The 12,976-nt window shown below is 36.6% G+C and carries 12 protein-coding genes; 1 reads left to right on the top strand and 11 read right to left on the bottom strand.

Going from position 1 to position 12,976, the window contains the following annotated elements; translation table 11 throughout:
• The 11 genes from MYP_RS20595 to MYP_RS20545 all read right to left on the bottom strand — a co-directional run bounded on the left by MYP_RS20595 (position 1) and on the right by MYP_RS20545 (position 9,639).
• Positions 1 to 738, bottom strand: a complete 738-nt coding sequence (locus MYP_RS20595) for an ABC transporter ATP-binding protein (RefSeq protein WP_045467656.1) — start codon at positions 736 to 738, stop codon at positions 1 to 3.
• A gap of 3 nt (positions 739 to 741) precedes the next feature.
• Positions 742 to 1,737, bottom strand: a complete 996-nt coding sequence (locus MYP_RS20590; RefSeq protein WP_231570078.1) for a BtrH N-terminal domain-containing protein — start codon at positions 1,735 to 1,737, stop codon at positions 742 to 744.
• 8 nt (positions 1,738 to 1,745) lie between these two features.
• Positions 1,746 to 2,138, bottom strand: a complete 393-nt coding sequence (locus MYP_RS20585) for a helix-turn-helix domain-containing protein (protein ID WP_045467652.1) — start codon at positions 2,136 to 2,138, stop codon at positions 1,746 to 1,748.
• A 10-nt stretch (positions 2,139 to 2,148) separates the two neighbouring features.
• On the bottom strand, positions 2,149 to 2,607 hold the full coding sequence (locus MYP_RS20580; RefSeq protein WP_045467650.1) for a hypothetical protein: 459 nt from the start codon (positions 2,605 to 2,607) through the stop codon (positions 2,149 to 2,151).
• Positions 2,608 to 2,626: 19 nt separating this feature from the next.
• A complete protein-coding gene (locus MYP_RS20575; RefSeq protein WP_045467648.1) occupies positions 2,627 to 3,763 on the bottom strand; it encodes a beta-ketoacyl-ACP synthase III in 1,137 nt (378 codons plus the stop codon).
• Positions 3,764 to 3,923: 160 nt separating this feature from the next.
• Positions 3,924 to 4,832, bottom strand: coding sequence for a hypothetical protein (locus tag MYP_RS20570; protein WP_045467646.1), 909 nt, complete (start codon positions 4,830 to 4,832; stop codon positions 3,924 to 3,926).
• Positions 4,829 to 5,704 carry an LpxL/LpxP family acyltransferase gene (locus MYP_RS20565; protein ID WP_045467644.1) on the bottom strand — a complete coding sequence of 292 codons (876 nt, stop codon included), beginning with the start codon at positions 5,702 to 5,704 and terminating at the stop codon, positions 4,829 to 4,831. The genes MYP_RS20570 and MYP_RS20565 overlap by 4 nt, the downstream gene beginning before the upstream one ends.
• Positions 5,705 to 5,706: 2 nt before the next feature.
• On the bottom strand, positions 5,707 to 5,967 hold the full coding sequence (locus MYP_RS20560) for an acyl carrier protein (protein WP_045467642.1): 261 nt from the start codon (positions 5,965 to 5,967) through the stop codon (positions 5,707 to 5,709).
• Between the two features lie 20 nt (positions 5,968 to 5,987).
• Entirely contained in the window at positions 5,988 to 7,208 is a 1,221-nt protein-coding gene (locus MYP_RS20555; RefSeq protein WP_045467640.1) for a beta-ketoacyl-[acyl-carrier-protein] synthase family protein, read from the bottom strand.
• Positions 7,209 to 7,234: 26 nt separating this feature from the next.
• Positions 7,235 to 7,963: a 3-oxoacyl-ACP reductase FabG gene (gene fabG, locus MYP_RS20550; protein WP_045467638.1), complete on the bottom strand. Its 729-nt coding sequence runs from the start codon at positions 7,961 to 7,963 to the stop codon at positions 7,235 to 7,237.
• A 137-nt stretch (positions 7,964 to 8,100) separates the two neighbouring features.
• Positions 8,101 to 9,639, bottom strand: a complete 1,539-nt coding sequence (locus MYP_RS20545; RefSeq protein WP_045467637.1) for an HAL/PAL/TAL family ammonia-lyase — start codon at positions 9,637 to 9,639, stop codon at positions 8,101 to 8,103.
• A gap of 289 nt (positions 9,640 to 9,928) precedes the next feature.
• Here MYP_RS20545 and MYP_RS20540 point away from each other — a divergent pair, with 289 nt between their 5' ends.
• Entirely contained in the window at positions 9,929 to 12,952 is a 3,024-nt protein-coding gene (locus tag MYP_RS20540) for a M4 family metallopeptidase (RefSeq protein ID WP_052430396.1), read from the top strand.
• Positions 12,953 to 12,976 lie beyond the last annotated feature (24 nt).

Raw genomic sequence — 12,976 nt, 5'->3', positions numbered from 1 at the left:
CTAATCTCTCAATTCCTTTCCTGTTAGATTAATAAACAAGTCTTCAAGATTAGAATACCGATTCTCCTGGGATATCAGTTGTGCAGGCACACCTTCCTTAATGATCTTTCCCTTGTCTATAATAGCAATTCTGCTGCAAAGATCTTCAGCTTCTTCCAGATAATGACTTGTATAAATGATTGTTGTTCCGTTGCGGTTAATTTCTTTTAAAGTTTCAAGAATGAGCACTCTGGACTGCACATCCACTCCTACTGTCGGCTCATCCAGAATAATAATGGAAGGGTTGTGCAATATACCGGCAATAAGATTGACACGGCGCTTCATACCAGTAGAGTACTCATGAATCTTCTTATGACGATGATTTGAAAGCCCCATTTTCTTAAGCCAAAACTCGACTTCTACTTTTAATGGCTGGTTAGATAATCCATACATTCTCCCCAAAAAAATAAGGTTTTCCTCAGCGGTTAAAGTTGGATATAAAGCAATATCCTGTGGAACCAGACCATAGTATTTTTTTATTTTTTCAGGGTATCGAAGGATATCGGTCTCATTCATGTAAGCTGTCCCGATATTAGCGGATGAAAGTCCGCAGATAATAGAAATCAAAGTAGTTTTGCCGGCTCCATTAGGACCGAGTAACCCGAAAAAATCGCCCTTTTCAATATTCAGATTTATCCCCGAAAGCGCAGGGGCATATCCTTTTTTATAAGTTTTATAAAGATTATTTACCTGAACCACTTTTTATAAGGTAATTTTTTTCAGTTTGGTAAATATTGCTTTCTCACGATCTGCACATTCCAATAATATATCCGATAACGTTTTGTATGATACTGCAGAAGAAGCTCTCCCTTTACAGATTCTTCCAGCTTCAAATGCAAAATCTCTCCATCTGTCTCCGGTTTCTGTAACTTCCTGAGCCACCTCCTGAAGCCAAGGCTGTTGAAGTTGGTTGGATGCTTCCTGAAGAAAAGCACCAAATATAAATCTAAATCCGCCGCCTCCTGTCCCGATTTCTTCCTGCATTCTTATCACCTGACCCAGATATAAAATTGCCCTTCTTTCGTCCAGTTTATCCGGCCATTTTTTCAGGCTTCTAGCTAAAAAACGGATTCCTTTTACCCCAAAAAGAGGAATAGGAACATTAAGCATATCACCGGCAGTCTGCTTGATTCCTTTTACAATAGCAGGTTTAAAATCAAAGGAAGAAGGCACAGCTGTCGGATAGTACATTTTTCCTTTTGGAGGCATGGTCCCCTTAGCAAATCTTGCTCTTACCAAATCATCATAATCTATTTCACATGTTTCTTCCAGAACGGGATCACTTACCAGATATTTTCCGTTTCTCTTTCCGAAAACAACAATATTGTGAGCGTTAAAATGAAAGCGTAAAGCTTTAGGTAAATAAGGAAGATAAAATACACTTGTCACTAACCCAACAGGTAAGCCTTTTTCCAAAGTGCGATCCAATTCTTCCATTGCTTTTGTTTCGCTTCTGAAAGTTGTGGAATGCATAGAAATTCCCAGCCGGTTGCTTACTCTTTTAAATATCCATCCTGGAAGTATTCTATAAGAAGTAACTGGTATTCCGTTTAATTTTACAAAAGGAAGGTAGCTGAAAAACAAACCTGATCCTATCCCAAACACCATTGGCTCGGAGATACCTAGGTTGTGAAACTTCAGTAGATTTGATACAGCACCATTTTCACAATGCGCACTCTGATTATGTTCAAATTTCACTTCCAAGTTTATTCGGGTTTTATGAGTTGTGCCACAGAAAGATTCAGAGCACGAGCATATTTTTCAAGAGTTTTCTGGCTTAACTTTTCAAAAGCTGAAGGGCGCAAATGCCAGACAATTCTAAACCAAGAAATGCCTGTCATCTCTGCAAGCATTCCTTTGGTGATCATATTTTTTTCCAGATGAAATAGCAATGGGCTGGCTTTGCCGGATAATACCTGCTGTCTCGCCCGTTCGACTTTTTCATTGATTACCTCCCAGGCTTGATCTAGCGCAATATTTTCAGGTTCCCAACCAGCAGTCCTAACTTTAGTATAAGTGCCGTTTTTATCGGTTGCATATATAACTTTTCTAATGCTTTCCAGTGCACCATGATCTTGAGGAACCTGATCTTTTTCCATAAAAGCTAGATTAATCTTTTTTTACGAAAATCTTCATTTCACATTCAGCAACTGCATTTCCATTGCAGGTACAAAATGCTTTAATAAGCAGGACACCCATTACTTCATTTTCAAATCTCACTTCAGTTATCAGCTCTGATTGAATTGGAGGCAGTGAATGGATTTTCAGTCCTTTAATTGCTCCGATATAGCCTACTGGAGCACCTTTTAAATCACCATTAATATCAGATTTTTGTCGGTTAATTTCATAGCCCATTCGAAGAGCAGCAGTTTGAGCCATATTTTCTACCAACCCCGGTTCTCTGAAATAACCATTATAAGAAAAAATATTATCCTCTTTGATAGTCAGTCCGCTTATAGTTTTTGCATCATCAGAATACAAAAGCTTATCTACCATGACAAATGGCTCTTTTTGAGGAACCATGTTTACAACGATGTCGCCTTCGTAAATTGGACTATTGGAATTCATTTTAATAAAATTTAAAAATTTAACAGACAGTCAGAAGTGCATAAGAATAAGAGAACCTCGCACTTTCCGGAACTGCCAGCAATAATTTATCGCCTATATTTAATTTCCCTGAATTTATAATCTCTTCTACCATTACAAATACAGAAGCTGCTCCGATATTTCCTACACTGGTGAGATTAGTAAACCACTTTTCCTGAGGAATATCAAGATTACATTTTATTAATTCTTCTGCTATTTTATTTCTGAAAAACTCTGATGAAAGATGAGGAAGAACATAACTAACTTCTTTAACATCAAAATTTCGTTTTTTACAAATTCCTTTTAATGCCCTAGCTGCCAATTGAGAAATATTCTGATCCAACAATTTGACATCCTGTTTCATTGCCATTACAGAATTGTCTGCAATAGCTTTAGGTTCCATTTGCTTGAAACTTATCAGATTTCCATTTTCATCTTTATCTGAAGCAGCATACATACAAGTCTCTACTTCATTGGCAAAGGATATGCTATCGACCCATTCTATCTTAAGGGACAAACCTTTTTCTGCAGGTTTGTCTTCCAGGAGAAATGCTCCTGATCCATCTGAAAGCATCCATCTGAGGAAATCTTTTTCGAAAGCGAGTATGGGATTTTCATCCATTTCTCCGATCTTTTTTGCTTCCTCTTCATAATTTTTTGCCTGAAGCATGGGAGAACAAAGTTCTGAGCCTACAATTACAGCATTAGAAGTATTTTCAGACAGAATAGACATGTAACCTATCTTAAGTGCATGCATCCCAGAACAACAGTTGCCCATTGGAGAATATGTTTCCAGAGGTCTTCCTCCAAGATATCCATGGACCATAATTGCATGCGATGGCATAATTTGATCAGGATAAGAAGTACCACATGCTAGCAGTTCTATATCATCCTCCTTAAAGGATTTATCGAATAAAGATCTTACAGCTTCTGCTGCAAGCTGAGCGTTATTATGTGTTATATTACCCTCTTTGTTAAGAGCATAATATCTTGTTTTAATACCATTATTCCTTAATACTATCTTTTTAGCTCTCGAAGGTTTGCCGTTAATAAATCCCAGATAAGTTTCCATTTCATCAATTGAAACCGGATTATTTGGCAAATATTTCGCAACCCTTGTTATAAATACTTCCTTCATTAATAACTTCTCTTATGAAAATTTAGTCGCCGCCTAGTAGCAATAGCAACTAAAAACTTTAAGTCAAACAAAGAGTAAAATTAAGTGATTTCCTATTAAGAATCGCTAAAAATAATACTTAATATATTAAATTTCTATCTATCTGAATTGCAAGCCACTTCTACTTTACCCCAGAAAAATAAGCCACCTTCTTTTTCATTGGCCCCCAAAGTAATAGTCTTTTAATATTTGCAATCACAAACATAATCGGAGTACCTATAATGATTACAAATATTAAATAATATAAGAAAAATGATAAAGCTGCTTTTCTTTTTGGATTTCCGGAACGTCCTAATTTACTGATTGCTTTAGCCCAGATTTTAAAGATTTTAGATCCTGTCATTTCCATTGTCATCAATGGCTGTTTGATTTCTACAGCCCCTGCTTTTACAAGAGAATCCTGAAGGTTTTCTAATTGATTTCCCGATAAATATTTATAGATTATTTCCCCATATGCTGAAGCTCCCCTTATATCTGCCTCTGAAACTCCTGAAGCTGGTAAAAATCCCCAATAGCTTGATTTCTTTCCTTTCATAAGCCAGCCAATGATTGTTACAAGACTAACAAGATTGTGTGATTTATCAAACAAAGCAATGTTCCCTACAAGATTTCCACCCGCTGCTTTGATATAAGCTTTAGCCTTCTCCTGGCCAGAGATCCACATGTTTCGACAAGCTATGACGGTTATAACCGGTTTCCCATTCAAAATCCTTTTTGCTTCCTCGCTTTGGAGAAATGAACAGGCCGGCAAACTTGGAGACAAATACCATGGTTGGTATCCGAAAATTATAAGGTCGAAATCTGAATTCTGCACTTGCAAAGACTTCATCTTTATCCCCTCCTGATGAACGGTTTCAGGAAACACATCTAAAAATTCATCTGCAGACCAGGGAAAATTATAATCATTTTCTGGTTGGAGCTGCTCAAAAGTAAATTCTACGTCTTTCTTATTCATGCCCGAACAAACAGACTTCACAACTGCTGTTAACTGACCGGTTTGTGAATACCAGAGAACAAGTACTTTTTTCATGAATGTGTGTTTTTTGACCAGAAATTATAGAAATTAAACCATTGTTCCGGATAATTCTTTACCATTCTTTCAACTTCTTTCACATACTCTTTCACCATTTCTTCTACATTTCCATTACTTACCTTAGGAGGTGTAGCAAAGAAGTGATAATGTTCATCAGTTTCTTTCACTGCAAATACATAACTGTAAGGAACTTTTAAAGCTTTTGCAAGCTGAAAAGGGCCGAGAGGAAAGAGCGCCTCTTTTCCCAGAAAATCCGTTGATATTACTTTTCCACCTTCCACATACCTATCTCCATGAATACAGATTATTTCCTGATTTTTTAAAGCTTTATTTATTTCAAAGATATGAGAGAGGTCGTCCTTTACAGGGATAATATTAACAGGCCTTTCTCCATAAATTTCTGAAAAATAACTTTTAATTTTTTCATGTTCTGCATCGAACATGACTATGTTAATTTTTGCTTTGATCTGATTTAAAAGATGACCAGCTACCTCATAATTTCCAATGTGGGCGCTTATGAAGATCCCACCTTTACCCTGAGCTGCAATTTCTCTTAAATGAAGCTGGCCATCATGATTGATCGTAAACTTATTTCTGATTCCACCCATGATAGCCACTTTATCTATCAGAGTTTGACCAAATATATAATAATTTTGATATACTTTGAGCCAGGCTGTGAAGTACTTATATTTAAGAATTTCCCTGAAAAAATGAAATGATGATTTCGTTGACTTTAATGAAAAAAGCAAATAATAAAGTGCAACAAACCGAAGTACCAGATATGCGATTTTAAGACCAAGGTGCCTGATCAGGAAAACAAATATTTTGTGCCCTAATAAGGAACCCTGGGTTTTTCCTTTCCAGGCCATTATTACTTAACTTCCTGTTTCTCGCCTACTTTACTTAAAATGTAGTTATAAAAATCCTGGAAGTTAACTATTCCTACAAAATCTTCACCTTTAACTTTAAATCCGAAATTACTTTCAATAACAACTACAAGGTCTACATAGTCAAGGCTATCAAGACCAAGGGTTTCTTTCAGGTTAGCTTCGGGAGTTATTTTATCTGCATCTACCTCAAACTCTTCCACCAAAAAGCCATTAATTTTTTCGATAATTTCCTGATTTTTCATTTTACCTTTAAGTATGTTTTTTATTTTACCTTTTTCAATATTAGTGAGGAGTTGGTTCCTCCAAAGCCGAATGAATTTGACAATAAGGTGTCGATATTCTTTTCAACCGTTTTTGTAGCTATGTTTAATTTTGCGGAATCCTCATCGGGTGTTTCAAGATTGATGTTTGGTGCAACAAAATCATTTTGCATCATCAATAATGAATATACAATTTCGCTTGCTCCCGCCATCCAGCATTCATGACCTGTCATAGACTTAGTTGAGCTCACCAGCGGCTTTGAGCCACCAAACACTGAATCCAGGGCTCTTGCTTCATACATATCTCCAACAGGAGTAGACGTTGCATGAGCATTTACATAATCAATTAGACTTGCCGGAATACCAGCATCTCTGAGAGACATTTCCAAAGCCCTTACGGGACCTTCAACATTTGGTTGCGAAATATGACCTCCGTTAGAAGAAAATCCGTATCCGATAATTTCAGCAAGAATTGGCGCTCCTCTTTCTACTGCTGACTCATAACTTTCAATAATCACAGTAGCCGCGCCACCACTTGGCACCAAACCATCTCTGTTTTTATCAAAAGGTCTTGATGCCCTTGTTGGCTCATCTACTCTTACTGAGAACGTACTTAAAGCATCAAAATTACCCATTGAAAATGGGTTTATTTCCTGGGCACCTCCACAAATTACACCTTTCTGCAAACCATGTTTGATCAGAAAGTAGCCTATTCCGATGGCATGAGAGCCACTGGCACAAGCACCACTAACTGTGAAATTAACTCCTTTCAGTTTAAATATCGTAGCCAGATTCATGGTCACTGTTGAATTCATTGATTGAAAGACGGACCCTGAACCTACAAGAGTAGTATCTTTTTTCTCTCTTATTATGTCTGTTGCTTCAATTACAGCTCTTGCAGAACTGTCATTTCCAAACAAAACACCAAACTCGTTTCTGTCAATAATCTCCTCATCAAGTTTAGCATTTTTTATTGCTTCCAAAGTAGACAGGTATGCATATTCGCCTTGCTCAGCAAGACCAATTCTTTGCCTTCTGTCAAGTATTCCTTTGAGAACCGGTTTTTCAACCATTCCTGTAAGTGGCGAACGAAAGCCCATTATTTTTCGCTCTTCGTCAAATACTATTCCTGACTTGCCCTGGAAAAGAGAATCGCGCACTTGATCCAAACTTGTTCCCAAGCAAGAATAAATACCGATTCCAGTAATTACTACCCTGTTCATTTATACTAGGTGATTCTTATTAAATACTAGGTATACAATCCTCCGTTAACAGATATTACCTCTCCGGTAATATAAGATGCTTTATCTGAGGCTAAAAATGATACAACATTTGAAACCTCCTCAGCAGTTCCAAATCTTGCCAAAGGAATTAATGATTTAAATTCTTTTTCATTAATATCTTTTGTCATATCGGTAACTATAAAGCCCGGAGCTACTGCATTGACAGTTACCCCTCTTCTTCCCACTTCCTGAGCCAGGGCTTTTGTTGCCCCGATTATTGCGGCTTTACTTGCAGAATAGTTTGTTTGTCCCGGCATTCCCTTTATTCCTGAAAGCGAAACGACATTAACTATTCTTCCATATTTGTTAACCAACATTCCCTTTACTACCAGTCTGGTAATATAAAAGAATCCATTAAGACTTATATCCAGTACTCCGTGCCATTCTTCTTCACTCATCCACATCAGAAGATTATCTTTTCTGATTCCGGCATTGTTGACCAGAACCTCTATTACTTTATCAGGATTTTTTTCGATCCAGCTCCCAAGAACACCTTCTACTTCTTCTTTTTGGGAAACATTAAATTGCATCAATTCTCCATCACCTCCCTTTTCTCTTATCAATTCAAGAGTCTTTTCAGCTTCCTGAATGTTTGATTGAAAATTGATGAGAATTTTGTAGCCCATCTCTGCAAGATTCAGACACACTGCCCTTCCAATTCCTCTTGAACCTCCTGTTACTAAAGCGTATTTCATTATCTAAAAAATTTATTATTTCTTTCAAACAATTTCCTGCAAATCAGGTTAATGATTTAGGATAAGTGTAGATATTGTCTACAAATATAATAAAATAAATTTCTACCCACCCTTTATTTCAAGGGGTTGCTTATTTTTTAAATATTATCCGGCTTATTATCAATCAAATATTGTTTGACTTTTTTGATGTCCCCATATTTAGGGAGGTCATTTTCAAACCGTGGGAAAATCTCTCTTAATGCCTGATATACCCTATTCGTTTTCGCTGAAAGTTTGTCCTCAATTTCCAGATAATCTATTCCCTGAAGAATAGACATCAACTCAATAGATATCACTTCAAAAGTATTTTCTATGACTTTTTTAGTAAGTAAGGCCGAGTTGGTGCCCATACTTACAATATCCTGATTATCATTATTATTAGGAATACTATGAACATACATTGGATTACTTAAAACCTGATTCTCTGCAGTCGTGGAAGTCGCGGTGAACTGAACACCTTGCATCCCAAAGTTCAAGCCAAGTTTTCCAAGATTTGCGAAAGGAGGAATTTTACCATTCAGCTTATTATTCATCAGGTAATTCAATTGTCTTTCAGCAAGCATGGATAGTTTTGTGATGGCAATTTTTAATTTATCCATTTCCAGAGAAATGTAATCACCGTGAAAATTACCTCCATGATATACATTTTCAGCGATTGAATCAATTACAGGGTTATCATTTGCAGAATTCAATTCATTGATCAGAACTTCCTCTGCATAAGTGATGGTATCTTTTATCGGTCCAAGAATCTGAGGAACGCATCTTAGAGAATAGTACTCCTGTACCTTATCTTCGAGCACATATTCTTCCACTTTCTTCTTATAAAGTTCTTCCTGCCTGTTTCTTGTCAGCTTGCTGTCGAGAAGAATATTTCTCATTAGCTCTGCTATTTCCCGTTGGCCTTTATGCCTTTTTACCTGATTTAATTCATTGGAAAAATGATCATCATAGGAATTGACAAGCTCATTCAGCATACAGGATGCATAAGTACTCCATTCGATCAGCTTTTGAGCATGAATAAGGTTTACCAGGCCTATTCCTGTCATACATGAAGTACCATTCATGATGGCAAGGCCTTCTCTTCCGGTGACTTTCAAAGGGGAAATTTTATATTCTTTATAAACTTCGGCTGCAGGCCTCAGCTGGTTTTTCGAGGAAACCTCTCCCTCTCCTATCAGGCCAAGGGCCAAATGAGCCAGTTGAACAAGATCTCCGCTTGCTCCAACACCACCATGCTCAAATATTACAGGATATATCTCGTTATTAATCAAATCTTTTAACAGAGCAACCACCTCAATAGGAATACCTGAACATGCCTGGCAAAGTGAATTTAACCTGGCAACCATAACAGCTTTCAGATACATATCAGGCAATACAGCACCAACGCCGGAAGAATGGCTTCTTATAAGATTGTATTGAAGATCTATCTGATCTTTTTCGTCAATTCTATACTGAGCCATTGGCCCAAAACCAGTATTGATCCCATAAATCAGCTTATCTTTTGAAAAATAACTTAAAAAATCATGGTTTTTTCTTATTCTTTCTATTATAGATTCATGAATTTCAATAAGCTCTTTACCCGTCAATATTCTTTCAATTTCAGACAAATCGAGCTTTTTTTCTCCAATAGTAACCATCAGACTTATAAAATCAATTTTAGATTATTTTTTTACTAACCCTACAGAAGCGGTTAATCGTAAAAATATAATATTAGTTCCCAATATGATTAATTGTAAAAAAACTTAAACCTTTTCCAGGGAGATCAAGCTTTTTCACCTTTGATTAAAAATCAGGGTTCAAAATTAATGTAACTTTCGACCTTTAAAAAAAATTTTGCTCAAAGTTGCGGAAAGTATAATCAAAATGAAACCCCTTTAATAAAAATACGTCGATTTCATTATCCAAATACCTCTACCAAAATTAAAGATGAAAAAAATTTCCTGTTTTTTATTTATCACCATTCTGACCATAAAAGGAGCTATATCACAAAATTCACGGCCGGACTTATTTTCTTCTAAAAAGAGAAATCCTAAAACAAGTACATACTTCAGGAATGCTTCGGAAACGACTATTGATGGCAGACTAAACAGGAACGCTCTCCCTTATTTCCTCAATAGCATACCTTCAATTCAGGGTAATACCTCATTTTTGATTTCTTTAGATCAAGGGAAAAAGACGCCATACTTTATAAAGCGAAAACCATCTGAGATAAAAAATACTAGAAAAATTTCATTGGTCTCCCCTGAGCTTTGTAAAAAAGAAGCTGCAAATTTTCTGATTGAAGTTACCCCGGTCTTAAAATTTCACAATAATACCAATGAATTTGAAATTTTAAATAACCAGGAAGGAGATTTAAGACATATTCGTTTTGTGCAAAAAATTGCGGGAATTCCTGTTTTAGGTTGTGATGGAGTAATTCACCTCAATGAAGATGGTACCCATACATTTCATGGACACATCGAAAATGTGCCTGCTAATCTGAATGCAAATCCGTCTGTAAGTGCAGATCAGGTAGTTGAAACGGCACTCAATGATCTCAAAAAAACAGTTGTGGTAAGAACATTAACCTTGGAGGAAAAGCAGATTCTTGAATATAAAGGTCCGGAAGCAAAACTTGTAATTTTACCTAGATCTGAATTGATTAAGGTTTATGAGATAGCATGGGAAATTAGTATAAGACCCAATCTTATCGATCATTATCACTTTTATGTAAGCGCTGTTACCGGAAAAATAATCTTTAAAGAAAATCATACCTGCACTGCCATACATGCGACAGGTACAGCGCCTGACTTAAACGGAATTAACCAGACTTTAACCAGCTATCAAAAAGATGGAACCTACTACCTGATTGATACTTCCAATCCAATGTTCAGTGCTAAATCAGTTTTACCAGAACAGCCAATAGGTGCAATTTGGACAATGACTGCGGGAAATACAGACCTTACCAACATTGCGCAAATAACATCCTCTTCTGCATCTGCCTGGACTCCAACAGCAGTATCAGCCCACAGTAATGCTAAGATATGCTATGATTATTTCAAAAACACTCATAATAGAAATTCATTGAATGGCCAGGGTGGAAATATTATTTCAGTTATAAATGTAACTGACGGGGGCAAATCTATGGAAAATGCATACTGGAATGGAAAACTAATGGCTTATGGAAATGGAGGTTCTTATTTCAAACCTTTGGCTGGAGCTTTAGACGTGGCAGCACATGAAATGACACATGGTGTCATTCAAAATAGTTGCAATCTAAGATATTCGGGACAATCTGGCGCTATCAATGAATCATTGGCTGATATCTTTGGAGCCTTGGTTGATCGCGATGACTGGAAAATCGGTGAATCCATTACAAAGAATTTAACTTTATTTCCCTCAGGTGCTTTAAGGGATTTGTCTAATCCTCATAATGGCGGTTCTTCCAAATCTGATTACTGCTGGCAGCCACAACATATGGATGAATTTGTAATTACCTCAAGCGATAACGGAGGAGTACATATAAATAGTGGTATACCGAACAGGGCATTTTACTTGTATGCTACTCAGGTCACAAAAGAAAAAGCTGAAAAAGTCTATTATCTGGCTATGACCAAATACCTATTTGCGTCTTCCCGTTTTATTGACCTCAGAATATCGGTGGTCAGTGCTGCAGCTGAGCTCTATGGAGAAAACTCCAATGAAGTTGCTCAAGCCAAATCAGCTTTTGATCAGGTAGGAATTCTTGAAGGACAAGGAACCAAAGTCGAGGATACCCTTCCTGAAAACCCTGGTGATGAATATCTGCTAGTAACTAAAACAATAAAAGATAATTACAGACTTGAAACAATTAAAACTTCTACATCTGTGAGAACTCTTATTACTTCTACTAAAGTGGGGAGAAAACCAAGTATTTCCGATAATGGAAGAGTTATGTATTTTGTAACCCCGGAGGGAGCAATTAAACAAATATACACAGGAAGTAATGATGAAAGTATCTTTGATAATTCCAGAAAGTGGAATAATGTATCTGTCTCAAAAGACGGGACCAAAATAGCAGCAGTAACTGATGATGAAGATTCTTCTATCTATGTAAGGAAAACTACTGCTGAATCTCCCTGGATACGTTTTATTCTATACAATCCTACCTTTACTCAAGATTCTATAAGATCCAAAGGCCCTAAATATGCTGATGCGCTTGAATGGGATCATCCTGGAGAAAGCATTATGTACGATTGTTATAATGTTATTAAAGGAGATAAGGATAGTATAGTTTTCTGGGATGTGAACTTTATCAAAGTATGGGACAATGCTGAAAATGATTTTTCTGATGGAACTGTAACTAAACTTTATGCTGACCTTCCTCAGGACATAAGTATTGGTAATCCTTCCTTTTCCAAAAACTCACCCCATATTGTGGTATATGAGATAATAGATGAATCTGTCGGCTATGTCGATATGATTTCTACTAACCTTGAAACATCTGAAGGTAGCTTTATATTAGGTGGAAACAATGGCATGCTGTGTTTTCCCAGTTATAGTAAATCTGACGCCAGAATAGGATTTACAACATGGGCCCCCTCTGGTCAGGATACTATCTTCGCCTATGTGAATATGGATGTAGATAAAATAACCCCAAAAAATGGTTTCTATAGCTCCATCTCTGGCAAATACTTTAATTATTATGCAAACGGAGACCGTGTTTTGGGTAACGATCCAATAAAGTCTCTTGATTATAAAATTTATCCCAATCCCTTTGACAATAATAATATAACAATTGACTTCAATCCAATAGGAGCAACAGAGATTGTTTTGATAAATAGTTTAGGTCAGAACATTTATCAGGAAAACCTGAATCTGAATGGTTTCATTCACCATCATATTACATTACCAGAGCTAAAGGCCGGAACTTATATCATTAAAATCATTTCTAAAGATGGTATATTCACATCCAAGTTGATAAAGTTATAGATTAGATTTCTCATAACTCCGATT

The organism is Sporocytophaga myxococcoides, assembly GCF_000775915.1.
Classification (GTDB): Bacteria; Bacteroidota; Bacteroidia; order Cytophagales; family Cytophagaceae; genus Sporocytophaga; species Sporocytophaga myxococcoides_A.
This window is presented reverse-complemented; position numbering and strand designations above follow the sequence as displayed.